Annotated in this window: 24 protein-coding genes and 3 pseudogenes; 15 read left to right on the top strand and 12 right to left on the bottom strand. The window is 71.7% G+C overall.

Going from position 1 to position 26,603, the window contains the following annotated elements:
- The first annotated feature begins 36 nt into the window (after nucleotides 1-36).
- From AB0E85_RS02115 to AB0E85_RS02095, 5 genes and pseudogenes are all read left to right on the top strand, one after another.
- Nucleotides 37-600, top strand: coding sequence for a DUF2243 domain-containing protein (locus tag AB0E85_RS02115; protein ID WP_361921504.1), 564 nt, complete (start codon nucleotides 37-39; stop codon nucleotides 598-600).
- Nucleotides 600-1,448 carry a cytochrome c oxidase assembly protein gene (locus AB0E85_RS02110; RefSeq protein WP_361921502.1) on the top strand — a complete coding sequence of 283 codons (849 nt, stop codon included), beginning with the start codon at nucleotides 600-602 and terminating at the stop codon, nucleotides 1,446-1,448. The genes AB0E85_RS02115 and AB0E85_RS02110 overlap by 1 nt, the downstream gene beginning before the upstream one ends.
- A gap of 59 nt (nucleotides 1,449-1,507) precedes the next feature.
- Nucleotides 1,508-2,143, top strand: coding sequence for a hypothetical protein (locus AB0E85_RS02105; protein ID WP_361921501.1), 636 nt, complete (start codon nucleotides 1,508-1,510; stop codon nucleotides 2,141-2,143).
- 58 nt (nucleotides 2,144-2,201) lie between these two features.
- Nucleotides 2,202-2,624 carry an acyl-CoA thioesterase gene (locus AB0E85_RS02100; protein WP_361921499.1) on the top strand — a complete coding sequence of 141 codons (423 nt, stop codon included), beginning with the start codon at nucleotides 2,202-2,204 and terminating at the stop codon, nucleotides 2,622-2,624.
- A 28-nt stretch (nucleotides 2,625-2,652) separates the two neighbouring features.
- Nucleotides 2,653-2,769, top strand: a pseudogene (locus tag AB0E85_RS02095) (IS5/IS1182 family transposase); the annotation flags it as partial.
- 849 nt (nucleotides 2,770-3,618) lie between these two features.
- On the opposite strand, the pseudogene AB0E85_RS02090 reads toward AB0E85_RS02095, so the two are convergent.
- The 8 genes and pseudogenes from AB0E85_RS02090 to AB0E85_RS02055 form a co-directional block, all read right to left on the bottom strand.
- Nucleotides 3,619-3,795, bottom strand: a pseudogene (locus AB0E85_RS02090) (serine/threonine protein kinase); the annotation flags it as partial.
- Between the two features lie 88 nt (nucleotides 3,796-3,883).
- Nucleotides 3,884-5,272, bottom strand: a complete 1,389-nt coding sequence (locus AB0E85_RS02085; RefSeq protein ID WP_361921498.1) for a nucleobase:cation symporter-2 family protein — start codon at nucleotides 5,270-5,272, stop codon at nucleotides 3,884-3,886.
- Between the two features lie 226 nt (nucleotides 5,273-5,498).
- Nucleotides 5,499-6,878, bottom strand: coding sequence for an 8-oxoguanine deaminase (locus tag AB0E85_RS02080; RefSeq protein ID WP_361921496.1), 1,380 nt, complete (start codon nucleotides 6,876-6,878; stop codon nucleotides 5,499-5,501).
- A 118-nt stretch (nucleotides 6,879-6,996) separates the two neighbouring features.
- Nucleotides 6,997-7,920: a factor-independent urate hydroxylase gene (gene pucL, locus AB0E85_RS02075; RefSeq protein WP_361921494.1), complete on the bottom strand. Its 924-nt coding sequence runs from the start codon at nucleotides 7,918-7,920 to the stop codon at nucleotides 6,997-6,999.
- Between the two features lie 6 nt (nucleotides 7,921-7,926).
- Nucleotides 7,927-8,322: a hydroxyisourate hydrolase gene (gene uraH, locus AB0E85_RS02070; protein WP_361921493.1), complete on the bottom strand. Its 396-nt coding sequence runs from the start codon at nucleotides 8,320-8,322 to the stop codon at nucleotides 7,927-7,929.
- Between the two features lie 7 nt (nucleotides 8,323-8,329).
- Entirely contained in the window at nucleotides 8,330-8,839 is a 510-nt protein-coding gene (gene uraD, locus AB0E85_RS02065) for a 2-oxo-4-hydroxy-4-carboxy-5-ureidoimidazoline decarboxylase (RefSeq protein WP_361921491.1), read from the bottom strand.
- A 133-nt stretch (nucleotides 8,840-8,972) separates the two neighbouring features.
- Complete coding sequence (locus AB0E85_RS02060; RefSeq protein ID WP_033306635.1) at nucleotides 8,973-9,341, bottom strand: helix-turn-helix domain-containing protein; 369 nt, start codon at nucleotides 9,339-9,341, stop codon at nucleotides 8,973-8,975.
- Nucleotides 9,338-9,589, bottom strand: coding sequence for a hypothetical protein (locus AB0E85_RS02055; RefSeq protein WP_062929898.1), 252 nt, complete (start codon nucleotides 9,587-9,589; stop codon nucleotides 9,338-9,340). The genes AB0E85_RS02060 and AB0E85_RS02055 overlap by 4 nt, the downstream gene beginning before the upstream one ends.
- 161 nt (nucleotides 9,590-9,750) lie before the next feature.
- Between AB0E85_RS02055 and AB0E85_RS02050 the strand changes: the two genes are divergently transcribed.
- The 5 genes from AB0E85_RS02050 to AB0E85_RS02030 all read left to right on the top strand — a co-directional run bounded on the left by AB0E85_RS02050 (nucleotide 9,751) and on the right by AB0E85_RS02030 (nucleotide 14,469).
- Nucleotides 9,751-10,572: a TIM barrel protein gene (locus AB0E85_RS02050; RefSeq protein ID WP_361921489.1), complete on the top strand. Its 822-nt coding sequence runs from the start codon at nucleotides 9,751-9,753 to the stop codon at nucleotides 10,570-10,572.
- A 25-nt stretch (nucleotides 10,573-10,597) separates the two neighbouring features.
- Complete coding sequence (locus AB0E85_RS02045) at nucleotides 10,598-11,488, top strand: 2-hydroxy-3-oxopropionate reductase (protein ID WP_361921487.1); 891 nt, start codon at nucleotides 10,598-10,600, stop codon at nucleotides 11,486-11,488.
- A 207-nt stretch (nucleotides 11,489-11,695) separates the two neighbouring features.
- Nucleotides 11,696-13,153 carry a catalase gene (locus AB0E85_RS02040; RefSeq protein WP_361921485.1) on the top strand — a complete coding sequence of 486 codons (1,458 nt, stop codon included), beginning with the start codon at nucleotides 11,696-11,698 and terminating at the stop codon, nucleotides 13,151-13,153.
- A 311-nt stretch (nucleotides 13,154-13,464) separates the two neighbouring features.
- Nucleotides 13,465-13,701, top strand: coding sequence for a hypothetical protein (locus AB0E85_RS02035; protein WP_361921483.1), 237 nt, complete (start codon nucleotides 13,465-13,467; stop codon nucleotides 13,699-13,701).
- 159 nt (nucleotides 13,702-13,860) lie between these two features.
- Entirely contained in the window at nucleotides 13,861-14,469 is a 609-nt protein-coding gene (locus tag AB0E85_RS02030) for a TIGR04222 domain-containing membrane protein (protein WP_361921482.1), read from the top strand.
- A 137-nt stretch (nucleotides 14,470-14,606) separates the two neighbouring features.
- Here the strand turns inward: AB0E85_RS02030 and gcl are convergent, their stop codons facing one another.
- Nucleotides 14,607-16,391 (bottom strand): glyoxylate carboligase, encoded by a 1,785-nt coding sequence (gene gcl / locus AB0E85_RS02025; RefSeq protein WP_361921480.1) that lies wholly within the window; start codon nucleotides 16,389-16,391, stop codon nucleotides 14,607-14,609.
- A 209-nt stretch (nucleotides 16,392-16,600) separates the two neighbouring features.
- On the opposite strand from gcl, the gene AB0E85_RS02020 reads away from it, so the two are divergent.
- Both AB0E85_RS02020 and AB0E85_RS02015 read left to right on the top strand, forming a co-directional pair.
- Nucleotides 16,601-17,587, top strand: coding sequence for a hypothetical protein (locus AB0E85_RS02020; RefSeq protein WP_361921478.1), 987 nt, complete (start codon nucleotides 16,601-16,603; stop codon nucleotides 17,585-17,587).
- A 28-nt stretch (nucleotides 17,588-17,615) separates the two neighbouring features.
- On the top strand, nucleotides 17,616-18,122 hold the full coding sequence (locus AB0E85_RS02015; RefSeq protein WP_361921476.1) for a GNAT family N-acetyltransferase: 507 nt from the start codon (nucleotides 17,616-17,618) through the stop codon (nucleotides 18,120-18,122).
- A gap of 92 nt (nucleotides 18,123-18,214) precedes the next feature.
- On the opposite strand, the gene AB0E85_RS02010 is transcribed toward AB0E85_RS02015, so the two are convergent.
- Both AB0E85_RS02010 and AB0E85_RS02005 read right to left on the bottom strand, forming a co-directional pair.
- Entirely contained in the window at nucleotides 18,215-19,807 is a 1,593-nt protein-coding gene (locus tag AB0E85_RS02010; RefSeq protein ID WP_361921474.1) for an AMP-binding protein, read from the bottom strand.
- Nucleotides 19,804-21,483 (bottom strand): AMP-binding protein, encoded by a 1,680-nt coding sequence (locus AB0E85_RS02005; RefSeq protein WP_361921472.1) that lies wholly within the window; start codon nucleotides 21,481-21,483, stop codon nucleotides 19,804-19,806. The genes AB0E85_RS02010 and AB0E85_RS02005 overlap by 4 nt, the downstream gene beginning before the upstream one ends.
- 125 nt (nucleotides 21,484-21,608) lie before the next feature.
- Between AB0E85_RS02005 and AB0E85_RS02000 the strand changes: the two genes are divergently transcribed.
- The 3 genes from AB0E85_RS02000 to AB0E85_RS01990 all read left to right on the top strand — a co-directional run bounded on the left by AB0E85_RS02000 (nucleotide 21,609) and on the right by AB0E85_RS01990 (nucleotide 26,482).
- Nucleotides 21,609-22,430 (top strand): helix-turn-helix transcriptional regulator, encoded by an 822-nt coding sequence (locus tag AB0E85_RS02000; RefSeq protein ID WP_361921470.1) that lies wholly within the window; start codon nucleotides 21,609-21,611, stop codon nucleotides 22,428-22,430.
- Between the two features lie 204 nt (nucleotides 22,431-22,634).
- Entirely contained in the window at nucleotides 22,635-25,487 is a 2,853-nt protein-coding gene (locus AB0E85_RS01995) for an AAA family ATPase (protein WP_361921468.1), read from the top strand.
- A 203-nt stretch (nucleotides 25,488-25,690) separates the two neighbouring features.
- Nucleotides 25,691-26,482 carry a serine protease gene (locus AB0E85_RS01990; RefSeq protein WP_361921466.1) on the top strand — a complete coding sequence of 264 codons (792 nt, stop codon included), beginning with the start codon at nucleotides 25,691-25,693 and terminating at the stop codon, nucleotides 26,480-26,482.
- On the opposite strand, the pseudogene AB0E85_RS01985 reads toward AB0E85_RS01990, so the two are convergent.
- A pseudogene (locus AB0E85_RS01985) lies at nucleotides 26,483-26,603 on the bottom strand (bifunctional hydroxymethylpyrimidine kinase/phosphomethylpyrimidine kinase); the annotation flags it as partial.

The raw sequence follows: 26,603 nt of genomic DNA, 5'->3' as shown, positions 1-26,603 counted from the left end.
TCGGTTCCTCCCCCCAGCCGAGAGCGGAGACGATCAATGGCCACCACGCAGGGTGATTCCCGGGCCGGCACCGCACGACCGGCGGACCTCCGGCTGCCGGGCATCGTGCTCGGGGTGGGGATGGGCGGGTTCGCCGACGGCATCCTGCTGCACCAGTTGCTCCAGTGGCACCACATGCTCTCCAGCACCAACCAGGACCGCATCGGGGTGAAGTACTACGACCCCCACACCGTCTCCGGTCTGGAGATGAACACCCTGTGGGACGGCGTCTTCCACACCGTGTGCTGGCTCTCGGTCCTCGTGGGGCTGGCCGTGCTGTACGCGCGGGTCACCCACGACCGGCTGCGGGTGTGGACCTCCCGGGTGCTGTGGGGCTGGATGCTCGTCGGCTGGGGCCTGTTCAACCTCGTGGAGGGCGTCCTGGACCACCACGTCCTCGGCATCCACCACGTCTACGCCGGAGAGGGCCAGGTCTGGTGGGACATCGGCTTCCTCGTCCTGGGCGCCCTGCTGGTCGCCGGCGGCCACCTGCTCCAGCGCGGCGGCCGGTTCTTCGATCCCGGTGCGCCCGCCGACCGCCGTGAGGCCCGGCGGGGCTGATGGACCACCACCTGCCCGAGCACGGGCACGACGCGCCCGGTGGCGCCCTGGACTGGCTGCCACCCGCACTCGTGCTGCTCGCCGCCGCCGGTGCCTACCTGCTGCTCGTCCGCCGGGCGCGCCACCGCAATCCGGCCCTCGGCTGGAGCAGGTGGCGGACCGGCTTCTTCCTGGGCGGGACCGGCCTGCTCGGTGTCGCGCTGCTGCCGCCCGTGGCCCTCTTCGCCCATGAGGACTTCCGCGGGCACATGATCCAGCACCTCCTCATCGGCATGTACGCGCCGCTCGCGCTGGTCCTGGCCGCCCCCGTCACGCTCCTGCTGCGCACCCTGCCCGCGTCCCGGGGCCGACGGCTGACCGCGGTGCTCCACAGCCGGCCCGCCCGCGTGATCGCCCACCCGGCGGTCGCGCTGGTCCTCTCCGCGGGCAGCCTCGTGGTGCTGTACTTCACCCCCCTGTACAACGCGACCGCGGCCGTCCCGGCCGCGCACTGGCTGCTGCACGCGCACTTCCTGCTCTCCGGATCCCTGTTCGCCCATGCCATCGCCGGCCCCGACCCGGCCCCCGCGCGGCCCGGTGTCAAAGCCCGGCTGGTCTACCTCGGCGTCGCGATCGCGGCGCACGCCGTGATCTCCCAGTTGATCTATGCCGGCGTCCGGGTCCACATCCACGCGCCCGTCGACCAGGTGCAGGGCGGCGCCGAAGTCATGTACTACGGCGGCGACCTGGCCGAGCTGCTGCTGGCCGCCGCACTGGTCGCCACGTGGCGGCCCGAGCCCCGGCGCGCGGCGAGCCGTGGTGCGGGGCGGGGGGTCGTCCCGGCCCGGAATGTCAGTGGCGGGCCGTAGCCTTCGAGCAGGTGGGGCGAGGGGCCCCGGGGCTGCCCGAGGCCGGAGAGGAGCACGCCGTGACCCGACCGCCGACCGCCGCGCAGCGGCGGGTGATCGACGCCGCCGACCCGGTGACCGGGCGGCTCCGGGGGGCGGAGCCGCAGCTGACGGCACTGGTGAAGCGAGGGCTGGCCTTCCGGCACCCGCGGCCGCCGCACGACCACTTCCTGACGCCCGAGGGGCACCGGGTGCGGCAGGGCATCACGCCGCTGCCCGAGCCCGCCGGGCCCGGGGAGGCCCCCGCGTCGACGGGCGTGTTCGCCGCGCGCGTCGGCGGCGAGGAAGGCGCTGCGGATGCCGGGCCCGCCCGGCGCCGCGAGGTGCACAGCGCCTGGCAGGGGCTGCTGGAGCTGCGCCGGATGACAAACCCGGGCGGGGGCACGGACCGGCCGTGTGGCTGGGAGCGCACGCATCTGGTGCGGGCCGCCGCGCTGGCGCTGGAGGCGGCCGGGCACGCTCCGGCGGGGCGGGAGGGCGGGGGCTACCGCGTGCGGGAGACGCCGCAGCCGGAGGCCGTCGCCGTGCACGAGCCGGACGGCGCGGCGCTGAGGGCCTGCGCGGCCACCCTGGAAGGGGCAGGCTGGCAGGTGAGCGAGCACCGTGAACCGCGCACCGGGAACCGGTATCTGCTGGCTTCACCACGCCGGGCGTGATGAGCATGCCAAGATCGGTGGATCGTTGTGCAGTGCACGAGAACCCGAAGGGGAAGCCGTGAGCGAGCCGTTTTCCGTCCCGGTGACCGTCCGTGGATACGAGACCGACGTCCAGGGGCACCTCAACCAGGCCGTCTACCTGAACTACGCGGAGCACGCCCGCTGGTCGCTGCTCCACGCCGCCGGCATCAGCCAGTCCGCCCTCATCGGCAGCGGCGTGGGCCCGGTCGCCCTGGAGACGACCATCCGCTACAAACGCGAGCTGCTCGCGGGCGATGAGGTCGAGGTGACCTGCGCCTTCACGTGGGGCGGCGGCAAGACGTTCCGGATCGAGCAGGCCGTGGTGAAGGCGGACGGCTCGGTCGCCGCGGAGATCACGGCCGTCGGCGGGATCCTGGACCTGGAGAAGCGCAGGCTGGTCGCCGATCCCGCCGAGGTCTTCAGGAAGCTGGCGTCGGACCCGGGGCTGTTCGGACTTTGAACACCGGTTCCAGTTTGGCGTCCGCGGTCGGGCGGGCGATCGGGAGACGCTGGCTGCGATCATCTTCATGGCCGGCTCGGGCTGCACTTGGTGGCAGTTGCCGCCGGTCTTCGGAACCGCCTGCCCAACGGCCCGACGGCGATTTGCTCGGTGAAGCCGGGACCGCTTGCCGCCCCAGCTCACCGCGTCCTCTTGGAAATGCTACACACAACTGCGGCGGGGCCGCTGTTTGGTCCCCCAAATCACCGCTTGTCAGCGGAGGCAGCAATTCCTGACGAAAATTTTTCACGACACTACGAAGCCGTCCCGCTCGTGCCGCAGTATGCGGCGGTCAGCAGCCCACTGTACTGCCGACTCCCGACGGCCTCAATCCCACTCCACGGTAATACATGTAACCCTCCACCATAACGCAATTGTTTGCCGTTCCAGTCACTCCAACCGGGCCGGCATGGTAGGCGTACTTACCGTGGTCCGTGTCTGCAGCTCTCAGAGTGCATGACCTTCCCTCACCTGAGGTCTCTGCGCATTTGTGAATCTGGATGAAGGTCAGAGAAGCCACGCCATAGCTTTTCCCGACATGGTGGAAGCAGGCGCTGTTGGTCCCGCCGTTAGTGCTGTTGTAGTAGACGGTCAAATTGCCGACTACACCATCCCCGGGGTATGAGACAGGGTAGTTGGCCGTGATGGTACCGGAGCAGGAGATGGCGGTCGGGACAGCCTGCGCCGACGGAGAGATAAACAGGCTGGCACCCATGAGGCTGAACAGGATGGCGAGTACGCCCCAAACGCGGCGAGGTAATCTCATGCGGTTTCCTTCTATGAAGCGACGGTCAAGTTAGCGCACCATACTCAGCCACCCTTGCAAATTTTTCAATGTTTCGGTGGGGTGCGGCAGTTGACGCAGCGTCGTCCGTTGCGGTGGCGTCATGCGAGTCGGTCATGGCTGGCGAGACTTGCCTCGGCTCTGACCAAGCCAGCTCGCCGACGGCGAGCTCTCATCGGCCAGTTCCGGCCAGACCACCTTGATCGCCACCGGCCGGCAGCCCTGCGTGTGCGACAGGTAGACCCGGCCCAGGCCGCCCGCGCCGAGCCGGGCGGCGAGGCGGTATCCGGCCACCATGGGCGGGCCATCGCCCCGCAGCGGCTGGAACCCCTCGGTCGCGTGGTTCATCGGTCCGTTTCCCCCTGGTCCCCCGACCCTTGACCCCCGGTCAACGATCGGTTGACCGAGGCAGATGCCTAAGGGGATTCCAGGGAGTTCAGGACGCGGCCGGGGCCTTGGGTACGCCCGTGAGTTCCTCGCCCGCCTCCATCGGGTGCGTGACGTCATGGGCGTCGCGGCCGTTCCGGCCCAGGTGGTTGAAGACCAGGTTGAGCAGCACGGCCGCCACGCAGCCCGTGGAGATCCCCGAGTCCAGGACGATCCGGGCCGTCTCCGGGAAGGCGTGGTAGAACTCCGGGGCCGTGATGGGGATGATGCCGACGGCCAGGGAGACGGCCACGATCAGGACGTTGTTGTCCTTGTCGAGGGCTGCGCGGACCAGGGTCTGGATGCCGCTGGCGGCGACCGAGCCGAACAGCACCACGCCCGCGCCGCCGAGCACCGGGCGCGGTACGACGGCGATCAGCGACGCGGCCATCGGGCACAGGCCCATCAGCACCAGGAAGCCGCCGCCCGCGGCGACGACGTAGCGGCTGCGGATCTTCGTCATGGCGACCAGGCCGATGTTCTGCGCGAAGGCGCTGCACATGAAGCCGTTGAAGAGCGGGCTGATCGCCGAGCCGAGGGTGTCGGCGCGCAGGCCGGCCGCGATGGTCTTCTCGTCGGCCGGGCGGTCGACGATCTCGCCCAAGGCCAGCATGTCGGCGGTCGATTCGGTCATCGACACCACCATGACCACGCACATCGAGATGATGGCGGCGAGCTGGAACTGCGGGGCGCCGAAGTGGAACGGGGTGGGGAAGCCGATGACGGCCGCGTCCGCGACGGGGCCGAAGTCCGTGGCACCGAACGGGATCGCGATCAGCGTGCCGATCACCAGGCCGAGCAGCACGGCGATCTGCTTGACGAAGCCCGTGGTGAAGCGGCGCAGCAGCAGCACGATCAGCAGGGTGACGGCCGCGAGGCCCAGGTTGGTCGCCGAGCCGTAGTCGTGCGCGGCAGGGTCGGATCCCTGTGCCCAGCCGAAGGCGACCGGGAGCAGGGATATGCCGATCAGCGTGATGACCGTGCCCGTGACCACGGGTGGGAAGAAGCGGATCGCCTTGCAGAAGACGGGGGCCGCGAGGAAGCCGAGGAGTCCGGCGACGATGACCGCGCCGAAGATGATCGGCAGGGCGTCGGACTTGTCCTCGGTGGAGGCGACGATGGCGGTCATCGGAGCGACACCGGCGAAGGTGACGCCGTTGACGAACGGCAGCCGGGCGCCGATCTTCCAGATGCCGAGGGTTTGCAGGAAGGTGGCGAGGCCCGCGGTGAACAGGCAGGCGCCGGTGAGGAAGGTCAGGTCGCCGGCGGAGAGGCCGATGGCCGCGCCGACGATCAGGGGCGGGGCGACGACGCCCGCGTACATGGCGGCCACGTGCTGGAGGCCGGTCGTCGCCATTTTGAGCGCGGGGAGTTTTTCGTCAACGGGGTGGTCGGCCACGGCGGCGTCCCTCCGGTCGGTTACACGGCTGTGCCCGGGGGCCGCCGTGGGTGTCAGGGAGGTGGTGCGGGTGTGGTCGTGCGGGACCGGACATGCAGGTGACGGGGGGTGGCCGTTCCGGGGTGCGCGCGTGCGCGCGCACCCCGGAGACGACCGCCGTGGTCCCCGCTCGGGTCCACGGCCACCGGCCGGGAGCCGTCCCTCCCGGCCGGAGTCATCCGGGTGTTCAGGCCTCGGCGGCGATCCTCGCCAGCCGCTGGGCCTCCTCCCGCGTGGCGCGGGCGATGGCGTCCTCGTCGGCCGTGAGCAGCCGTCCGTCCTCGACGATCTGACGGCCGTCCACGAAGGAGGCGGTGACCGGGGCGGCCGCGCCGAAGACCAGGGCGGTCACCGGGTCGGCGATGGAGGCGTGGGCGAGCGTGTCCAGCTTCCACAGCACGAGGTCGGCGAGCTTGCCGGGCTCCAGGGAGCCGGTCTCCGCCGCCCGGCCGAGGACCTGGGCGCCGCCGTACGTGCCGAGGCGCAGGGCCTGACGGGCGTTCAGGGCGGCCTCCTTGTGGCCGCCGAGGCGGTTGATGAGGAGGGCGTTGCGCAGCTCGGTGTGGAGTTCGCCGGACTCGTTGGAGGCGGTGCCGTCGACGCCGAGGCCGACGGGGACGCCGGCGGCGAGCATGTCGGGGACGCGGGCGATGCCGGCGGCGAGGCGGGCGTTGGAGGACGGGCAGTGCGCGACGCCGGTCCTGGACCGGGCGAACGCGGCGATGTCGGAGTCGTTCATGTGGACGCAGTGCGCCATCCACACGTCCTCGCCGAGCCAGCCGGTGGACTCGAAGTAGTCGGTCGGTCCCATGCCGAACAGTTCGTGGCAGAACTTCTCCTCCTCCACGGTCTCCGAGCCGTGGGTGTGGAGGCGGACGCCGAGGCGTCGGGCCAGCTGGGCGCCGTCGCGGAGCAGTTCGGTGGAGACGGAGAAGGGCGAGCAGGGTGCGACGGCGACCTGCGTCATGGCGTCGAAGGAGGAGTCGTGGTGCCGGCGCACGGTCTCCTCGGTGGCCGCGAGCGCGCCGTCGAGGGTCTCCACGGCGAAGTCCGGGGGCAGGCCGCCGTCCTTCTCGCTGCGGTCCATGGAGCCGCGGGCGAGGGTGAAGCGGACGCCCATGTCGCGGGCGGCACCGATGATCGCGCCGGAGAGGTCGCCGGAGCCCCGCGGGAAGACGTAGTGGTGGTCCATGGCGGTGGTGACGCCGCCGCGGGCCATCATCGCGAGGGAGCCCTGGGCGGCCGCGCGGACCATCGGCTCGTCGATGCGCGCCCAGGTGGGGTAGAGGGCGACGAGCCAGTTGAAGAGGTTGTGGTCCGTGGCCAGGCCCCGGGTGATCCACTGGTAGAAGTGGTGGTGGGTGTTGATCAGGCCGGGGGTCACGAGGTGACCGGAGGCGTCGATACGGCGTGCGACGTTCTCCAGGCCCTCGGGTGCCGCGCCCGCGCCGAGCGACTCGATGCGGTTGCCGGCGAGCACGAGGTGGCCGGAGGCGTACTCCGTGTCGTGTCCGTCGACGGTCGCGATCGCGCAGTTCTCGATGACGATGCGCCGGTCTGCTGCCATGGTTCGTCCCTTTTCACGAAGTGTGCTGAATTGGCGAGGGCACGGCAGGACCCCGGGAGTTTTGAGTGCCGTGGCCGGGAGGAGGGTTCCCCGGCCACGGGTGCCGAAAGGGGGAACGTCAGAGGTTGGTGAGGTCCTCGGGGATCCGCGCCTCGCAGCCGTCCCGCAGGATCGTCGCCTCGATCAGGCCGTAGGGGCGGTCGGCGGCGTAGTACACCTCATTGTCGTTCTTCAGCCCGAACGGCTCCAGGTCGACCAGGAAGTGGTGCTTGTTCGGGAGGGAGAAGCGGACCTCGTCGATCTCGCTGCGGTGGTTGATGATCCGCGAACCCATCTGGTACAGGGTCTGCTGGAGCGAGAGCGAATAGGTCTCGGCGAAGGCCTGGAGCATGTGCTTCCGCACCTGCTCGTAGGACTTCTCCCAGTGGGGCATGCGCTGCTCGTCGTCGGTCCAGTTGAACCGCCAGCGGCCGGAGACCTCGGTGGCCAGGATGCGGTCGTAGGCCTCCTTCAGCGTCGTGTACTTGTCCTTGACGTAGCCCCAGAACTCGGAGTTGGTCGAGTTCATCACGACGAGGTCCTTGAGACCGGAGACGACCTCCCACTTCTCACCGTCGTAGGTGATCTGGGTCAGCCGGACCTCCTGGCCCTTGCGGACGAAGGAGTGCTTGACCTCGTCGGCGCCGATGAACTGCGAGGTGGTGTCGGAGGCCTCGATCCGCTCCCAGGCGTACTCCTCGATGCGGATCCGGGCCCGGTGGATCGGCTCCTGGCTGGTGACGAAGTGCCGGGCGAGGTGGATGCCGAACTGCTCGGCGGACTCGATGCCGTGCTCCTTGGCGAACGCGTACACCGTGTTCTTGGTGGTGTCGGTCGGCAGCACGTTGGCGTTCGAGCCGGAGTAGTGGACCTCGTCCATGTCGCCGGAGAGGGCGACGGAGACGTTGAGGTCCTTGATGTGGTGGGTGGCGCCGTCCCGCGTGATCTTGACGACTCGGTTCTCGGCCTTGCCGTACTGGTTCTGTCCCAGGATGGTGGGCATTCTGAGCTAGCTCCCTCGGTAAACGGAGTAGCCGAACGGGTTGAGCAGCAGCGGTACGTGGTAGTGCTCGCCCGGCACGACGGCGAACGTGATCGCCACCTCCGGGAAGAACACACCGACGCCGCTGTCCCGATTCGCGGGGGCGTCCTGCTGCGCATCGGCTTGCTTGTCGGTGAAGTACGGCTCCACGGCGAAGTCGAGCCGTACGTGGGTCGTTCCCTCCGGCAGGGCCGGCAGGTCCTTGCACCGCCCGTCCGCGTCGGTCGCCGAGCCGCCGAGCGCCTGCCAGTCGGCTGCGCGTCCCGCGCGGGCGGACAGGTGGACGGCGACGCCCCCGGCGGGGCGGCCGACGCTGGTGTCCAGGATGTGCGTGGACACGGACGCGGTGACGGAGGTGCTCATGCTGCTGTCAGTCCTCTTCGACGAGTCGGGCCAGACGGATGCGGTTGATCTTCCCCAGTTCGGCGCGGACGATCTCCCGCTCCCGCTCCGGCGGGTTGCCGATCCGTTCCCGGAGCGCGTCGCGCATCTGCTCGCCGGTCCGGCCGGTGGCGCAGATCAGGAAGACATGGCCGAACCTCTCCTGGTAGGCCAGGTTCAGTTCCAGCATCTCCGCCTTGAGCGTGTCGGAGGCGCCGGCCATGCCGCTCTGCTCCCGGGCCGAGGTGGGGTCGCCTGCCTTGGGCCTGCCGATCGGCGGGTGGCCGGCCATCGCCTCGTCGAGGTCCCCGGCCGTCAGCTCCGCCATGGCGGCGTCGCTCGCTGCGTACAGGTCCTCGCAGGTGGCGTAGGGGCGGGCGGCCAGCAGGCGCTTCGCCCACGCCGTGGAGGCGCACGCCTCGCGGAGGGCGGTGTACGCCGCGTGCTCCTCAAGGGCGTTGAACCGGGTCAGGCCCGGCGGCGTGGAAGTGGACGTCACGGGAGCCTCCGTGGCCGGTGTCGGCCTTCGTGCTGAACGGGCGTGCCGATAGCTAACGCCCTCCCGCGACAGCACGTCAACACTTTGTTGAAAATTCGGTGGCACGCAACCCGGCCGCCACGCGGCCGGCCGGTCAGGCCCCCTTCTCGCGGTTCAGGTAGTTGTAGACGGTGAAGCGGCTGACGCCGAGGGCGCTCGCCACTGTCTCCACGCCGTGCCGTACGGAGAAGGCGCCGCGCGCCTCGAGTATGCGTACGACCTCCTGCTTGGCCCTGCGGTCCAGGTCGGCCAGCGGCACGCCCTTGCGGCGCTCCATGGCGGCCAGGATGTGATCGAGGGAGTCGGCGAGCTGCGGCAGCCGGACGGCGACGGCGTCCCGGCCCTCCCAGGCCAGGACGACGTCGTCGGGGCCGGCCTCGTCGGGCGGGATCATCTCGCCGCCCATGGCGTCGACCAGGGGTTTCACGGCCGCGATGAACGGCTCGTCCCCCGCGCCGCTCACGCCTGGCCCTCCTCGACCACGTTGACCTGGAGCGTGACCCGGGTGGCGCCGGCCTCCAGGGTCTTGCGGAGCAGGGCGTCCACGGCGGTGAGCACCGCGTCGGCACCGCCCTCCGCGGTGTTGCCGAACGGGCCCACGTCCACGGCGTCCAGCTCGGCGGCCTCCACGACCTCGCGGGCCACCACCGCGTGCGCGGGTGCCTCGTCCAGGTCGAACGGTTCGGTCGTGAACTCCACTCTCAGTCGCACGCGCTCAACCTAACGCGCGGGGCGGACTTTCCGGCAGCCCCTCTTGACAGCCCTCGCACCCCACAGGCAATCTTCCGTTAAGCAGAAACAACATTCCACTATACGGAATAGACGCCATGGACGTCCGCACCATGGAAGACACGGAAGGGAGCGCCGCCCCGATGGGATTCGCAGACCAGCGCTTCAACGTCAACCTGTCGATCCTCTTCACGGAGCTCCCCCTCCTGGAGCGCCCCGCGGCCGCCGCCGCGGCGGGCTTCACCGCGGTCGAGCTGTGGTGGCCCTGGGTCGACTCGCCGGTCCCCGAACAGTCCGAGCTCGACGCCCTGGGGCGCGCCATCGAGGACACCGGCGTCCGGCTCACCGGCCTGAACTTCTACGCCGGGCAGCTCCCGGGCCCGGACCGCGGCGCCCTGTCGGTCCCCGGTGAGGAGTCGGAGCGGTTCCGCGCCAACATCGACGTGGCGGCAGACTTCGCCGCCTCCCTGGGCTGTACGGCCCTCAACGCCCTGTACGGCAACCGCGTCGAGGGCGTGGACGAGGCCGAGCAGGACGCACTCGCCCTGGAGAACCTGGTTCTCGCGGCCCGGGCCGCCGACCGGATCGGCGCGATCCTGCTGATCGAGGCGCTGAACGGGCCCGAGTCGCCGCTGTACCCGCTGGTGTCCGCGCCCGCCGCGGTCGAGGTCGTCGACAAGGTCAACGAGGCCACCGGCCTCGGCAACGCCCGCTTCCTGATGGACCTTTACCACCTGTCCATGAACGGTGAGGACCTCCCGTCGGTGATCGAGCGGTTCGCCGCGAAGACCGGCCACGTCCAGATCGCCGACAACCCGGGCCGAGGAGCGCCGGGCACGGGCTCACTGCCCCTCGAAGACCTCCTCGACCGGCTGACGAAGGCGGGCTACGACGGCTGGGTCGGCCTCGAGTACAAGCCGGGCGACCGCCCGAGCGCCGAGGCCTTCGACTGGCTTTCCCGCTGACCCCGTACCTGAAAGGCACCCCGTCATGAGCACACTCCCCAAGGTCGCCTGGATCGGACTCGGCATCATGGGCTCCCCCATGTCCGAGAACCTGATCAAGGCGGGCTACCAGGTCACCGGCTACACGCTGGAGCAGGACAAGCTGGACCGCCTGGCCGCCGCCGGCGGCACCGCCGCCGGTTCGATCGCCGAGGCCGTCAAGGACGCCGACGTCGTCATCACGATGGTCCCGGCCTCCCCGCAGGTCGAGGCCATCGCCTACGGCCCCGACGGCATCCTGGAGAACGCGAGGTCCGGCGCGCTGCTGATCGACATGTCCTCGATCACGCCCCAGACGTCGGTCGACCTGGCGAAGGCCGCGAAGGACAAGGGCATCCGCGTGCTGGACGCGCCGGTGTCCGGCGGTGAGGCCGGTGCCATCGAGGCCGTGCTGTCCATCATGGTCGGCGGCGAACAGGCCGACTTCGACGCCGCGGAGCCGATCCTCGAAGCCCTCGGCAAGACCATCGTGCTGTGCGGTCCGCACGGCTCGGGCCAGACGGTGAAGGCCGCCAACCAGCTGATCGTGGCCGTCAACATCCAGGCGTGCGCCGAGGCCGTGGTCTTCCTGGAGAAGTCCGGCGTGGACCTGAAGGCCGCCCTGGACGTCCTGGGCGGCGGACTCGCCGGCTCGACCGTGCTGACCCGCAAGAAGGACAATTTCCTCGGCCGGGACTTCAAGCCGGGCTTCCGGATCGACCTGCACCACAAGGACATGGGCATCGTCACCGACGCCGCCCGCAACGTCGGCGCGGCTCTGCCCGTCGGCGCCGTGGTCGCCCAGCTGATCGCCTCCCTGCGCGCCCAGGGCGACGGCGGGCTGGACCACTCGGCGCTGCTGCGGGCCGTGGAGCGGCTCTCCGGCGCCCAGGCCTGACCCTCACCCCCGGCCCCGAGAGCCCGGGCCACCGATCCCCGGGCGGCGCCGCCGCTGACACCTGTCCTGTCGCGCCCAAGGCGGCGGCGCCGCCCGGAACCAGCCATGCCCACCGCTTCAACAGATTGTTGACGCTCCGCTCGCCCCGACCCTAGGCTCCACAAAGCGGAAAGATGTTTCCGCTGCCCTCTCGTACGGAAGGTCACGATGTCGCAGCGCGTGCTCACCACCGAGTCCGGCGCCCCCGTCGCCGACAACCAGAACTCCGCCACCGCCGGCGTCGGCGGCCCGCTCCTGCTCCAGGACCAGCACCTGCTGGAGAAGCTGGCGCGCTTCAACCGCGAGCGCATCCCGGAGCGCGTGGTGCACGCCCGGGGCTCGGGCGCGTACGGCCACTTCGAAGTGACCGACGACGTCTCGGACTTCACCCACGCCGACTTCCTCAGCGCGGTCGGCAAGCGCACCGAGGTGTTCCTGCGCTTCTCGACCGTCGCCGACTCGCTCGGCGGGGCGGACGCGGTGCGCGACCCGCGCGGCTTCGCGGTGAAGTTCTACACCGGGGAAGGCAACTACGACCTCGTCGGCAACAACACCCCGGTGTTCTTCATCAAGGACCCGGTCAAGTTCCCCGACTTCATCCACTCGCAGAAGCGCGACCCGTTCACGGGCCGTCAGGAGCCGGACAACGTCTGGGACTTTTGGGCGCACTCCCCCGAGGCCACCCACCAGGTGACCTGGCTGATGGGCGACCGCGGCATCCCGGCCTCCTACCGGCACATGAACGGCTACGGCTCGCACACCTACCAGTGGACCAACAGCCGGGGCGAGGCCTTCTTCGTCAAGTACCACTTCAAGACCAACCAGGGCATCCGCTCCCTGAGCAGCGAGCAGGCCGCCGAGATCGCGGGCAAGGACCCGAACTCGCACCAGACAGACCTGCTCCAGGCCATCGAGCGGGGCGTGCACCCGTCCTGGACGCTCCACGTGCAGCTGATGCCGGCGGCGGAGGCGGCGGACTACCGCTTCAACCCGTTCGACCTGACCAAGGTGTGGCCGCACGCGGACTACCCGCTCCGGCGCGTGGGCCGGCTGGTGCTGGACCGCAACCCGGACAACGTCTTCGCGGAGGTCGAGCAGGCGGCGTTCTCCCCGAACAACTTCGTGCCGGGCATCGGCCCCTCGCCCGACAAGATGCTCCAGGGCCGCCTGTTCGCCTATGCGGACGCCCACCGCTACCGCCTGGGCGTCAACCACACGCAGCTGGCCGTCAACGCGCCGAAGGCCACGACCGCCCGGAACTACGGCCGGGACGGCCTCATGGCGTCCAACGCCCAGGGCCGGCACGCCAAGAACTACGAGCCGAACTCCTACGACGGCCCGGTCGAGACCGGCCGCCCGCTGTCGGCGCCGCTGGCGGTCTCCGGCCACACCGGCACCCACGAGGCGCCCGCGCACACCAAGGACGACGACTTCTTCCAGGCGGGCGAGCTGTTCCGGCTGATGTCCGCCGACGAGAAGTCCCGCCTGGTCGCGAACATCGCGGGTGGCCTGTCGAAGGTCTCCCGCGACGACGTGATCGAGAAGAACCTCGCGCACTTCCACGCCGCCGACCCCGAGTACGGGCGGCGCGTGGAGGAGGCGGTCCGCACCCTGCGCGAGGACTGAACTCCCTGACCGTGCCCGACCGCCCGGGGCGACCCGGATGAGGGGTGGTCCCCCGGGCACGGACACGGTCAGGGCGCGGACCGCGGCGGCTGCGAGCCAGTGCGGTGGTGAAGGGCCCGGACCGGCTTCTCGACCTGAGGGAAGCCGGCCCCGGAGCCCGTCGCACCCGCCGCGGTCCCAGCACCACCCACCCCTCTCCCGAAGACCCCGTCCGGCGGCGCGAACGTCCTGTCGCGCCCAGCCTCGCGCCGCCGGACGGCCAAGCCCTCCCCCGGGGTGCGGATCGGTCCCGTTGGCAGCAACCTGAAGGCATGGCACCTCCCACCGAGGATCCGCATGTCGTGGTCCACGCCCCCGCCCTGGACGGCTCGCGCCGGGTCACCCTGGGCGAGGAGCCGCTGGGCGTCGCGACCCACGCCGATGACGTCGCCGAGATCCTGCGCCTGGCCGACCTGTACGTCACCGACGTCGCGGAGAGCGACCTCGTCGAGTGGCAGGGCGGCGGACCGGACGACTGGCCGGGACTGTCCGAGCACCACGAGGCGTGAGCGCGTCTACGCCACCGGTCGTACAGCCCGTACGGCACCCTCAAATCAAGCTCTGAACCCGGCCCCGGGGGCTTCAACCGCCCCCGGGGCCGGGCACATTCTCGTCACACGGGGCCCGTCGGCACGGGGGCGGCGGGCCCCGGTACGGGGGGTGAAGCCATGAGCGACGGTACGGCGGTCCGGCTGGAGCCGCACGAGATCGCACTGCTGGGGGAAGGCCCGCGGGCCGCCGTCACCGTCGCCGTGGTGGACCTGTATCTGCGGGGCCTGGCGGAGGCGGACCTGCCCGGGACGGTCCGGGCGGGCGCCGTGGACGACGTGCCGGCTCAGCAACCGCCCTCTCCGCTCGCGGTCGCGGTGCACGCCCGCCTGCGCGGGCCCGCCGCCCCCAAGGGGCTGGTGAAGGATCCGGACATCCGGCTCGCGGTGGCCCTCATGCGTATCCCGCTCGCGGAGGCGGGGCTGCTGCGCTACCCCCTGCTCGGGCCGACCCGCGCAGCCCGCCGCCACGTCCGCGGCCTGCGCCAGGACCACCCCCTGCCGGCGAGCAGGCACGGCCTGACCGACGGTGAACGGCTGCTGCTGGTCGCCCTGCACGGTGAGGCGGCCCTGCGGCTGCTGGTGCCGCGCTTCGCCCTGCGGGCGGGCCTGGTCCGGCGGGCCGAGGTGGGCGGCAAGGGCCTCCTCAAGAACTCCCCTCGCGGCAGGGGCGGCGGCGGGGGGTACCACTACTGCGGCGGGGGCGGCTGCGGAGGCGGCGGAAACTGACCCCGTGCGTGCGTTGACGGGCAGGCGCGGGGACGCGGCACGGAAATGCGTCAGGGGCGGCCCGTCCTCACAGGCACCGGAATGCGTCAGGGGCGGCCCGTCCTCATGGACGGGCCGCCCCCCTGCTCCCCTGCGCGTCAGACCTTCAGCGTCCTGATCGAGGTCGGCGCGTGGCCGGGCTCGGTGGCGATCTCCTCGAACTCCACGACGTTGCCGATGTCGTTGGTCGTCGACATGGAGATGTTGGTGACGCGCTCCAGGATCGCCTCGACGACGACCGGGACCCGGTGCTCCGCGGCCAGCTTCTTGGCCTGCTCGAAGGCCTCACCCAGCTCGGCGGGGTCGGTGACGCGGATCGCCTTGCAGCCGAGGCCCTCGGCGACCTTCACGTGGTCGACGCCGTAGACGCCGAGCTCCGGGGAGTTGAGGTTCTCGAATTCCAGGTTGACCTGGAAGTCGATCTCGAACGCCCGCTGCGCCTGGCGGATCAGCCCCAGGTAGGAGTTGTTCACGAGGACGTGGATGTAGGGGATCCGGTGCTGCGCGCCGACGGCGAGTTCCTCCAGCATGAACTGGAAGTCGTAGTCGCCGGAGAGGGCGACGACGGACGCCTCCGGGTCGGCCTTGGCGACGCCGAGCGCGGCCGGGATGGTCCAGCCGAGCGGGCCGGCCTGGCCGCAGTTGATCCAGTGCCGGGGCCGGTAGACGTGCAGCATCTGGGCACCGGCGATCTGCGAGAGGCCGATGGTGGAGACGTACCGGGTCTCCGGGCCGAAGGCCTTGTTCATCTCCTCGTAGACGCGCTGCGGCTTGATCGGGATGTCGTCGAAGTGCGTACGGCGCTGGAGGGTCGCCTTGCGCTCCTGCGCGGCCCCGGCCCACGCGGAGCGGTCGGGCAGCGCGCCGGCGGCCTTCAGCTCGCGGGCGACCTCGACGAACAGTTCCAGGGCGGCCCTGGCGTCGGAGGCGATGCCGTAGTCCGGGGCGAAGATCCTGCCGATCTGGGTGGGCTCGATGTCGACGTGGACGAACGTCCGCCCGGCCGTGTAGACGTCGAGTTTGCCGGTGTGGCGGTTGGCCCAGCGGTTGCCGATGCCGAGGACGAAGTCGGACTCCAGGAAGGTCGCGTTGCCGTAGCGGTGCGAGGTCTGGAGGCCGACCATGCCGGCGTTCAGCTCGTGGTCGTCGGGCAGCAGGCCCCAGCCCATCAGGGTCGGGACGACCGGGGTGCCGGTCAACTCGGCGAACTCGACGAGGAGTTCGGCCGCGTCGGCGTTGATGATGCCGCCGCCCGCGACGATCAGGGGCCGCTGGGAGGCGTTGAGCATCCCGATCGCCTTCTCGATCTGGGCGCGGGTCGCGGCGGGCTTGTAGACCGGGAGCGGCTCGTACGTCTCCGGGTCGAACTCGATCTCCGTCAGCTGCACGTCGATCGGCAGGTCGATGAGGACCGGGCCGGGGCGGCCGGAGCGCATCAGGTGGAAGGCCTGCTGGAAGACGCCCGGGACCTGCGCGGCCTCCAGCACGGTGACGGCCATCTTGGTGACCGGTTTGGCGATGGAGGCGATGTCGACGGCCTGGAAGTCCTCCTTGTGTATCACGGCGGTCGGGGCCTGGCCCGTGATGCACAGGATCGGGATGGAGTCGCCGGTCGCCGAGTACAGGCCCGTGATCATGTCGGTGCCGGCCGGGCCCGAGGTGCCGATGCAGACGCCGATGTTGCCCGGGTGGGTGCGGGTGTAGCCCTCGGCCATGTGCGAGGCGCCCTCGACGTGCCGGGCGAGGGTGTGGGTGATACCGCCGGAGGCTTTGAGCGCCGCGTAGAACGGGTTGATCGCCGCGCCGGGGACACCGAACGCGTCGGCGACGCCCTCACGCTTGAGGATCTCAACTGCCGCGCGGGCAGCGGTCATTCGAGCCATCGAGTACTCCTGCTTCGGCTGTCGGATTCGCACTCCCGTCGCGCCCCGCGGTGAGCTTCTTCCGTATTGCGGAATTTGTTTTCTACTATCTGGAATGAATGTATGCGGGGGGAGCGAGAGGCGTCAAGAGACGCCAAGCGCCGGACAGGGCGGGGCCGGAGGGAGCACGATGGGCACGCTGTCCGACGCGACACGGTTCTGGAGTGGCCATGACCGAGACCGTTGCGGTGCGCTGCCCGGCCTGCCGCCGCGAGCACCGCTACACGGCTCCCGCGTACCCCTGTGCGTGCGGCGCGCCGGTCGCCCCGCGACTGGACCGCGACGGCTCGCCGACGCCCGTCTCGCACCGGGTCTGGCAGGACGAATGGGTGACCGTGCGGTGCGGCTCCTGCGGGCGGCACGGCGAGTGGCCACACCCGGAGGTGGGGTGCGCGTGCGGAGTGGTGCTGCGGTTGGCAGTGGTGGGCCTGGACGGCCTCGCGGGCGAGGAGGCGGCGGCTGGTGGGACGCCGCCGACCGGGAGCGCGACGACCGGCCGGGACGGGGCAGGGGGCCAGGGCGAGACGTCCGGCCGGGACGGGGCAGGGGGCCAGGGCAAGACGTCCGGCCGAGACAAGACGGGGAGCCAGGGCGAGACGACCGACCGGGAGGCGACGGCGGCCCGGGACGACACGGACGGCCAGGACGCCGCGCCCCGGCCCCCGAACGGCCCGCGCGAACCCACCACCGCCGATGCGTCCATGACCGGCGACACCGCCTCCGCCGATGCATCCGCCGCCACGAGCGACGCCACCCCCGCCCGGCCCCCCTTCCGGTCCGTCACCATCCGCACCGCCCTCGACGCCGTCACCGCCACCGCGCTGTACCTGCGCTGGCTCGGGTACCGGGGTGTCCGGCGGGCGGACCAGCGGCCCCCGTCCGGTATCGGACTGGCCGCCCGCGGTGTCGTCGCGCAGGTGGACCCGGCCGTGCGCCCGGCGGGTCTGCGGGACGTGGAGTGTCTGTGGCTGACGGCCATGACCGAGTCCGCGGACGGTCTCTACTTCTCCCTCGCCGGGTACGCCGACGACGCCCGGGCCCGCGCCGACGCCCTGGGCCTCCCGCTGTTCGTCCTGGACCTCACCGGCACCCCCAGGCCGGTGAACGCTCCGGCCGAGACACTGGCCGCGACCGGCTCCGGGGAGCGGGCCCCCTGACCACACCACCGCAGCGCATACTCACCGCATGCGCATCCGCCCCGCGACCCCGGCCGAACTCCCCGTCCTCCAGGACATCGAACGGGCCGCCGGCGCCCCGTTCCGCGACCTCGGCATGCCGGAGATCGCCGACGACGAGCCGCCCGCCCTCGACCTCCTGGAGCACTACCGCCGGGCGGGCCGCTGCTGGGTCGCCTGCGACCCGCGGGACCGGCCGGTCGCCTACCTCCTGGCCGAACCCGTCGACGGCGCCCTGCACGTCGAGCAGGTGTCGGTCCACCCGCGGGCCGCACGCCGGGGCGTGGGCCGCGCCCTCCTGGCCCACGCCGCCGAGCGCGCCCGCGAGCAGGGGCTGACCTCCCTGACGCTGACCACCTTCACGGACGTCCCGTGGAACGCCCCCTACTACGAGCGCCTCGGCTTCCGCCCGCTCCCCGAGGCGGACCTCACCCCCGGCCTGCACGCGATCCGCGCGACGGAGGCCGAGCTCGGCCTGGACCGCTGGCCGCGGGTGTGCATGCGAAAACCGTTGTGAACGGGAGCTCCGCCGCTGCCCCACGATATGCCCGTGGAGCCGGCAACCGGCGGGCCTGGCGCCGGGCTGGACGACGGCGACCCCGAGCTCTTCTACCTCTGCCCGTCCGCGAACCTCTCCCGCAGCTCCACCTTGCGCACCTTCCCGGACACCGTCATCGGGAAGGAGTCGAGGATGCGCACCCGGGCCGGGACCTTGTAGTGCGCCAGCTGCCCGTCGCAGAAGGCCCGGAGTTCCTCCAGGGTCGGCGGGTCGTCCGGGTCGCGGGCGATGACGCAGGCCAGGACCTCCTCGCCGTAGCGCTCGTGCGGGACGCCGACGACCTGGACGTCCTGGATCTTGGGGTGGCCGTAGAGGAACTCCTCGATCTCGCGGGGGTAGACGTTCTCCCCGCCCCGGATGATCATGTCCTTGATGCGGCCGACGATCTCGACGTAGCCGTCCTCGCGCATCACGGCGAGGTCGCCCGTGTGCATCCAGCGGCCGGCGTCGACGGCCTCGGCGGTCTTCTCCGGCTCGTTCCAGTAGCCGAGCATCACGCTGTAGCCGCGGGTGCACAACTCGCCGGCCGTGCCGCGCGGCCGGGTGACCCCCGTAGCCGGGTCGACAATCTTGACCTCGATGTGCGGCAGGACCCGGCCGACCGTGCCGGTGCGGTGCTCCAGGTCGTCGTCCCGGCGGGTCTGGAGGGACACCGGGGACGTCTCGGTCATGCCGTAGCAGATGGAGACCTCCGCCATGTGCATCTCGGCGACCACCCGCTTCATCACCTCCACCGGGCAGGGCGAGCCCGCCATGATGCCGGTGCGCAGGGAGGAGAGGTCGTAGGAGGCGAAGCCGGGGAGGTTCAGCTCGGCGATGAACATGGTCGGGACGCCGTAGAGGGACGTGCAGCGCTCCTGCTGGACCGCCTCCAGGGTCGCCTCCGGGTCGAAGGACGGGGCGGGGATGACGATGCAGGCGCCGTGCGAGGTGGCGGCGAGATTGCCCATGACCATGCCGAAGCAGTGGTAGAAGGGCACCGGGACGCAGATCCGGTCCTGCTCCGAGTAGGCGATCAACCCACCCACGAAATAGCCGTTGTTGAGGATGTTGTGGTGGGAGAGGGTCGCGCCCTTGGGGAAGCCGGTGGTGCCGGACGTGTACTGGATGTTGATCGGGTCGTCGCAGGACAGCTCGTCGTACGTCGCGTCGGGGGTCGCCCGGCCGAGCAGCGCCTCCCAGCCCGGGTCGCCGAAGTAGACCACCTCCCCCAACTCCGTTACGTCACCGCGCACTTGCTCCACCATCGCCCGGTAGTCGCTCGTCTTGTGACGCAGGGAGGCGAACAGCAGGGACACGCCGGCCTGCTTCAGGACGAACGCCACCTCATGGGTGCGGTAGGCCGGGTTGATGTTCACCATGATCGCGCCGATGCGGGCGGTGGCGTACTGGACGAGCACCCACTCGGGGCAGTTGACGGCCCAGATGCCCACCCGGTCGCCCTTGGCCACCCCGGAGGCGTGCAGGGCTGAGGCCAGCTCGTCGACCGCCGCGCCGAACTGCGCGTACGTCCAGCGCCGTCCGGACGGCACGTCGACCAGCGCCTCGCGGTCCGGCCAGGCGGCCACCGCCCGGTCGAGGTTCGCCCCGATGGTGTCGCCGAGCAGCGCGGTCCCGCCGGTGCCGTGGCTGTAGGAGTTCACCGGAAGTCCTCCTCGCGGTACTCGGCGTCCGACCCGGCCGCCGTGGCCTCACGCAGCTCGATCCGGCGGATCTTGCCGGAGACGGTCTTGGGCAGGGCGCCGAACTCCAGCCGGCGGATGCGCTTGTAGGGGGCCAGGGTCTCGCGGGAGTGCTCGAACAGGACCTTGGCCGTGTCGGGGCCGGGCTGCCAGCCCTCCGCCAGGACGACGTAGGCCTTCGGGACGGCGAGCCGCAGCGCGTCCGGGGCGGGCACGACCGCCGCCTCGGCGACCGCCTCGTGCTCCAGCAGCGCGCTCTCCAGCTCGAACGGGCTGATCTTGTAGTCGGAGGCCTTGAAAACGTCGTCACTTCGCCCGATATAGGTCAGATATCCCTCTTCATCCCTGGAAGCGACGTCCCCCGTGCGGTAGTAGCCGCCGGCCATCGCCTCCGCCGTGCGGTCGGCGTCGCCGTGGTAGCCGGTCATCAGACCGACGGGACGGTCCGACAGGTCGAGCGCGATCTCGCCCTCCGTGGCGCCCGGCGCACCCGACACGGGATCGAGGAGTTCGACGCGGTAGCCGGGGCTCGGCCGGCCCATCGAGCCGGTCTTGAGCGGCTGACCGGGGCTGTTGGCGACCTGCACGGCCGTCTCGGTCTGGCCGAAACCGTCCCGGATGGTGCGGTTCCAGGCCCGGCGGACCTGCTCGATGACCTCCGGATTGAGCGGCTCGCCCGCCGCGACGACCTCGCGGGGCGGGGTGCGCAGCTGCGTCAGGTCGGCCTGGATGAGCATGCGCCACACGGTCGGCGGGGCGCAGAAGGTGGTGACGCCCGCCCGGTCCATCTCGGTCATGAGACGGACGGCGTCGAAACGCGTGTAGTTGTGCAGGAAGACGGTCGCCTCGGCGTTCCACGGGGCGAACAGGTTGGACCAGGCGTGCTTGGCCCAGCCGGGTGAGGAGATGTTCAGGTGTACGTCGCCGGGTTTCAGGCCGATCCAGTACATGGTCGACAGATGGCCGATCGGGTACGACGTGTGAGTGTGTTCGACGAGCTTGGGCCGGGCGGTGGTGCCCGAGGTGAAGTAGAGCATCAGCGGGTCGTCGGCCCGGGTGGGGCCGTCGGGGGTGAAGTCGGCGGAGGCGCCGTAGGCATCGTCCAGCGGCAGCCAGCCGTCCGGCACGGCACCGGCGGCGTCAGCGGCGATGCGCGTGTAGTCGCCGGGGACCTCGGCGAACTTGCCGGTGTCCTCGGGGCGGGCGATGACGTGCCGGACCCGGCCGCGCTCGACGCGGTCGCGCAGGTCGGCGGGGCCGAGCAGGGGGGTGGCCGGGATGACCACCGCGCGCAGCTTCATCGCGGCGAGGGCGGTGATCCACAGTTCGGCCTGGTTGCCGAGCATGACGAGGATCCGGTCCTCGGCGCGCACGCCCCGGGCGCGCAGCCAGCCGGCGAACTGCGCCGACCGCACGGACATCTCCCCGAAGGACAGCCGGGTCTCGCGGCCGTCCTCCTCGACGAGGTGGAGGGCGGTGCGGGCGTTGCCGTCGGCGATCTCGTCGAACCAGTCGAGCGCCCAGTTGAAGTACTCGGGGCGGGGCCAGCGGAAGCCCGCGTAGGCCGTCGGGTAGTCCTCGCGGTGCTCCAGCAGGAAATCCCGCGCGTCGCGGAACAGTGCCGTCGCCGATGTCATCTGTCCTCCTGGGTGCCGGACCATTGCCGGGCGGCTCTGAGCCATCGTGTAATCCGTGATGCAGGTCTCACTACCCCCGAACGGGGGGTGCGCCCGCGCAGGAGCCGTAGTGAAGGGGCGATCAGGTGACGACAGACGCGTCCGACGCGGTCGAGATGCGCGACGCGCTGCTGCGTCTGCGGCGGGGCACCGGCCTTCCGATCGCCTTCGGCGGCCTGCTGGAGGCCGGGCAGCAGATGCGCATCAGCGAACTGAGCGGCACGGCGACGCACGCCCTGCGGTCGCTGGTGGTGACGTCCGGCACCGGTCTGGGCGGCAAGACCGTGGCGCTGTCCCGGCCGTGCGTGGTGACGGATTACTCGGCCTCGCGGCAGATCAGCCACGAGTACGACGCCCCGGTGGCCGCGGAGGGGCTGCGCTCGGTGCTGGCCGTGCCGGTGGTGGTGCGGCACCGGGTGCGCGGGGTGCTGTACGGGGCGCTGCGCACGGCCCTGCCGCTGGGCGGCCGGATGCTGGACGCGGCGGTCGAGGCTGCGCGGGATGTGGAGCGGGCGCTGGTGGTCCGGGACGAGGCCCGCACGCTCGTCGCCGGGGTGGGGGACGGTGCCGGGGCGGGTCCGGGGTGGGAGCAGGTGCGGGAGGCGCACGCGGCCCTGCGGGCGCTGGCCGGGCGGATCACGGACCCGGAGCTGCGGGCGGAGCTGCTCGGCGCGTGTGCGCTGCTGACGGCCGAATCCGGCGGGTCGGCCCGGGTCCGGCTGGCGCCGCGCGAGGTGGACGTCCTGGCGTGTGTCGCGGCAGGTGCGACGAACGCCGTCGCAGCCGACCGGCTGGGCGTGACACCGGAGACCGTCAAGGGGTACCTGCGGTCGGCCATGCGGAAGCTGCGGGCCCGCACCCGTGGCGAGGCCGTGGTCGCCGCGCGCCGGGCGGGGTGGTTGCCATAGGTTTGTGGTGTTTTCTGTCGCACGTGCTCGTTCGAGCTGCCGGAGGGTTCCCGACGGGGCACCGGCCTCGTGTTCCGCCGCATTCGGGAGACGGATGAATTCGCCCGCCGGCGCTCGTTGTTATTACCCTCACGACGCCGTCCCTCCGAAATTCAAAGAGCTGTTGCCTAATATTGGCCAGGACACGACACAGGGAGGGGAGCGGTGACCGGACGACGGGACTTCCAGGAGCCTCCCAAGAGCCGCCCCGACCTGGTCATCGGCCGGGAGGACCTGTTCACCTCGGCCCGTGAGCAGCTCGGCCGGGGCGGCAGTGTGCTGCTCCACGGTCCGGCCGGAATTGGAAAGTCCACGGTCCTGCGGGCGCTGGCCGCGGATTACGGCGGTGCGGCGCGGACGGTGTTGCGCTGCTCGGCGACCGAGTCGGAATCCCACCTGCCCTTCCTGGCGCTGGCCGACCTGTTCGGGCTGGTCCTGGAGGACGTGTCGGGGGCGCTGCCCGGCGCCCAGCGCACCGCCCTGGAGTCGGCGCTGACCGGCCGCGGCGAGTCCACGCTCCAGCGGGACGGGCTCGCGCTGCGCCTGGCGGTGCTGTCGGCGCTGCGCGTCCTCGCCGCCAAGGGCCCGGTGCTGGTGGTCGCCGACGATCTCCAGTGGCTGGATGCCGCCAGTGCGGAACTGCTCGGCTTCGCGGCCCGCCGGCTGGGGGACACCCCGGTGCAGATGCTGTGCGCGGTGCGGACCGAGGGCCAGGAGTACGACCGGCACCTGCCGGCGTCCCCGCCCGACACGCTCGCCGTGCGGCTGGGCCCGCTGAACCGTACGCAGGTCTCGGCGCTGCTCGACCACCGCGGCTACACGCCCCTGTCCCGCTCCACGGTCCGCGACATCCACCGCACCAGCGGCGGCAACCCGCTCTTCGCGCTGGAGCTGGGCCGGGCCCTGGCCGAGAGCCCGGCCCGGCCGCGGCCGGGCGAGCCGCTGCCGGTGCCCACCTCGCTGCGGGCCCTGGTGCTGAGCCGGCTGGAGATGCTGTCGGACGAGGCGCGCCGCACCCTCCTGGTGGCCAGCGCCGGTGCCCGTCCCACGCTGGCGCTGCTGCACGCGGCCGGCCGGGAGAACGCCGAGGCCGAGACGGCCCGGGCGGCGGCCCTGGGGCTGCTCGTCACGGACCCCGAGGCACCGGCCCTGCGGTTCGCGCACCCGCTGATCTCGGCGGCGCTGTACGCGGAGGCTCCGGCTCAGGAGCGACGGGCCGTGCACGCCGCGCTGTCCACCGCGGCCTCCGACCCGATCGAGCGGGCCCGGCACCTGGCCCTGGCCACCACCGGCACCGACCCGGACGTGGCGGCCCGGCTCGCCGAGGCCGGGGCGCTGGCCCGGGACCGCGGCGCGCCCTCCGTGGCCGCCTCGCTCGGACTGCTGGCCGCCCGGCACACCCCGGTGGACAGCACTCCGGGCCCCGACGAGCGACGCCTTCAGGCGGCGGAGGACGCGATCACCGCAGGTGAGGCCGATCTCGCGCGGGACATCGCACGTGACGTACTGACGCGTGCCACCGTGCCCGCGGAGCGGGTGCGGGCGTGGATGGTCGTCATCGAGGCGGCCGGGCAGGCCCTCGGCGAGGTCGACGCGGTCTTCCCGCAGGTCCTGGCCGACGCGGGCGACGACCCGCGCCTGCTCGCGCAGGTCTACTACCAGCTGGCCTGGCGTGGCCTGGTCGTCGAGGGCGACTTCGCCGAGGCCCGCCAGGAGGCGGCGCACGCGGCGGATCTGGCCGCCCGCGGCGGGGACCGCCGGACCGAGCTGATGGCGCTGTCCTTCCAGGCCTCCACCGAGACCCTGATGGGCCACCCGGACGCCCCCGCGACCGTCAAGCGGGCGTTGAAGGAACCCCAGGACCCCTATGTGGCCTGCCACCACAACGGCGCCGGGTCGGCCCGGTTCCGCTGGCTGATCATGAGCGACCAGCTGCCCGAGGCGCGGGCGACCATCACCGCGCTGCTGCGCGAGGTGCGCCGGCGCGGGATGGTCGAGAGCGAGGTGCACTTCCTGCGCTTCCTCGCCGACACGGAACTGCGCTCCGGGCACTGTGGCCGGGCCCTGGACCTGGCCAGGGAGAGTCTGCGGCTGGCCCGGGACTCCGGGATCGGCGAGGGCGCCTCGGCCATGCTCGCCTCCCTCGCGGAGGCCTCGGCCGGGGACGTCGACCGGGCCCTGGCCCTCGCCCGGGAGGCGGCGGACCACGCCGAGGTCGACGGCGACCAGATGTACCTGTCCCGGGCCCTCGCGGCGCTGGGCTACGCCCAGTTGGTGGCCGGCGACCCGGCCGCCACCGTCCGTTCGCTGCGCCGGGTGCGGGAGCTGGAGCAGGGCCTCGGCATCAACGACCCCGGGCGCGGCCGCTGGCACGGCGACCTCGCCGAGGCACTGGTGCGCATCGGCGAGCCGGGCGAGGCCCAGGACGTCATCGACACGACCCGGGCGCACGCGCTGCGGCTGGGCCGGCAGAGCGTGCTGGCCGTCCTGGACCGGGCCGAGGCGCTGGTGCGGGCGGCACGCGGCGAACACGAGGCCGCCGTCGTCCGGTTGACCTCCGTGCAGGACCGGCTCGGCCGGCTCGGCTACGGCCTGGAGGAGGCCCGGGCCGCCTTCGCGCTGGCCCGCCTGCGCGCCCAGGCAGCGGCCGCTGCCCGCCCCGGGGCCAGGCCCCTGCCGGGACCGGCGTCGTACGACGAGGCCGCCCGGCTGTTCCGGCGCTGCCGCGCGCTGCCCTGGCTGCGGCAGGTCGACGCCGCCGCCACGACCGGGCCCGCGGCGGTGGAACCGCCCGCCGTCACGCCGGCCGTCGCGCTGGACGCGCTGGAGGGTCTGGCCGCGATGGAGCGTCAGGTCGCCTCGCTGGTGATGGAGGGCGCGACCAACCGGGAGATCGCGGCACGCCTGTTCATCAGCGTCAAGACCGTCGAGGCGACCCTCACCCGGGTCTACCGCAAGCTCGGGATCCGCTCCCGGGTGGACATCGTCCGGCTGGCCGCAGGCCGCCGAACGACCTGACCCCACCTGGGTTTACACCACCGGACCGAGGGTTATCCCTGCCCAACTCCCCTAGGGGGTTCCCTCATTGGGAGCCCCCTCGTCCGGGCTCTAGCTTTGGGGCGTGCCGCTCGCCGGGCACACGGAGATCCGAACAAAGGCGTCAGGGTCCCCGTGCACGACCACCCGCGCGACCCCCCACCGGCAACTCCCCAAGGAGACCCATGTTCGGGCTCAACGCCGCCAAGAAGGCCGCCGCCGTCGCCGCGGCGACCGCTGCCGCCGCCACGACCGCGCTGCTCGCCGCCCCCACGGCCGTCGCCGCGCCCCAGCCGATCGTCGGCGGTACGACGACCACGGCGTCCGCGTACCCGTTCGTCATGCAGATCACGGACGCCTCGCAGAACCAGTTCTGCGGCGGCACGCTCGTCTCGCCCACGAAGGTCGTCACCGCCGCGCACTGCATGGTCGGCGAGACCACGAGCAGCGTGCGCGTCGTCGGTGGCCGCACCTATCTGAACGGCACCAACGGCACGGTCGCCAGAGTCAGCAAGATCTGGATCCACCCGAACTACACCGACGCCACCAACGGCGAGGACGTGGCCGTGCTGACACTGTCGACGTCGATGCCGTACACCCCGGCCAAGTACGTCTCCTCCTCCCAGACCTCGGTGTACGCGGCCGGCACCACCGCCCGCATCCTCGGCTGGGGCGACACCTCCCAGAACGGCAGCGCCTCCAACCAGCTGCGCACCGCGACGGTACCGACCGTGTCCGACTCCGGTTGCGCGAGCTCCTACGGCTCCGACTTCGTGCAGAGCGACATGGTGTGCGCCGGAAAGGCCTCCGGCGGCGTGGACACCTGCCAGGGCGACAGCGGCGGCCCCCTGCTCATCGGGGGCGTCCTGGCAGGCATCACTTCCTGGGGCGAAGGCTGCGCCCAGGCCGGTTTCCCGGGTGTCTACACCCGGCTGACCACCTTCTCCAACCTGGTCACGACGCAGGTCAACTCGTGATCACCGGCTGACTCCTGAGTATCCCTCAGGTGAAAGACCGGCCGCGACGGCCCCGGTGACGTACTCCTTCGCCGCCGCCACCGCCTCCGGCACGGACTGCCCCTTGGCGAGCTGGGAGGCG

This window comes from Streptomyces sp. NPDC029044, assembly GCF_040637495.1.
In the GTDB taxonomy this organism is placed as follows: Bacteria; Actinomycetota; Actinomycetes; order Streptomycetales; family Streptomycetaceae; genus Streptomyces.
Note: the sequence above shows the minus strand (reverse complement) of the source record. Positions and strands in the feature narration are given on the sequence as shown.

What these genes read in the sequence shown, in the direction of transcription:
- AB0E85_RS02115 (WP_361921504.1), top strand. Translation starts at nt 37, where the DNA reads ATGGCCACCACGCAGGGTGATTCCCGGGCCGGCACCGCACGACCGGCG.
- AB0E85_RS02110 (WP_361921502.1), top strand. Translation starts at nt 600, where the DNA reads ATGGACCACCACCTGCCCGAGCACGGGCACGACGCGCCCGGTGGCGCC.
- AB0E85_RS02080 (WP_361921496.1), bottom strand. Translation starts at nt 6,878, where the DNA reads ATGGCAGCAGACCGGCGCATCGTCATCGAGAACTGCGCGATCGCGACC.
- pucL (WP_361921494.1), bottom strand. Translation starts at nt 7,920, where the DNA reads ATGCCCACCATCCTGGGACAGAACCAGTACGGCAAGGCCGAGAACCGA.
- uraH (WP_361921493.1), bottom strand. Translation starts at nt 8,322, where the DNA reads ATGAGCACCTCCGTCACCGCGTCCGTGTCCACGCACATCCTGGACACC.
- AB0E85_RS02050 (WP_361921489.1), top strand. Translation starts at nt 9,751, where the DNA reads ATGGGATTCGCAGACCAGCGCTTCAACGTCAACCTGTCGATCCTCTTC.
- AB0E85_RS02045 (WP_361921487.1), top strand. Translation starts at nt 10,598, where the DNA reads ATGAGCACACTCCCCAAGGTCGCCTGGATCGGACTCGGCATCATGGGC.
- AB0E85_RS02040 (WP_361921485.1), top strand. Translation starts at nt 11,696, where the DNA reads ATGTCGCAGCGCGTGCTCACCACCGAGTCCGGCGCCCCCGTCGCCGAC.
- AB0E85_RS02035 (WP_361921483.1), top strand. Translation starts at nt 13,465, where the DNA reads ATGGCACCTCCCACCGAGGATCCGCATGTCGTGGTCCACGCCCCCGCC.
- AB0E85_RS02030 (WP_361921482.1), top strand. Translation starts at nt 13,861, where the DNA reads ATGAGCGACGGTACGGCGGTCCGGCTGGAGCCGCACGAGATCGCACTG.
- gcl (WP_361921480.1), bottom strand. Translation starts at nt 16,391, where the DNA reads ATGGCTCGAATGACCGCTGCCCGCGCGGCAGTTGAGATCCTCAAGCGT.
- AB0E85_RS02020 (WP_361921478.1), top strand. Translation starts at nt 16,601, where the DNA reads ATGACCGAGACCGTTGCGGTGCGCTGCCCGGCCTGCCGCCGCGAGCAC.
- AB0E85_RS02015 (WP_361921476.1), top strand. Translation starts at nt 17,616, where the DNA reads ATGCGCATCCGCCCCGCGACCCCGGCCGAACTCCCCGTCCTCCAGGAC.
- AB0E85_RS02005 (WP_361921472.1), bottom strand. Translation starts at nt 21,483, where the DNA reads ATGACATCGGCGACGGCACTGTTCCGCGACGCGCGGGATTTCCTGCTG.
- AB0E85_RS01990 (WP_361921466.1), top strand. Translation starts at nt 25,691, where the DNA reads ATGTTCGGGCTCAACGCCGCCAAGAAGGCCGCCGCCGTCGCCGCGGCG.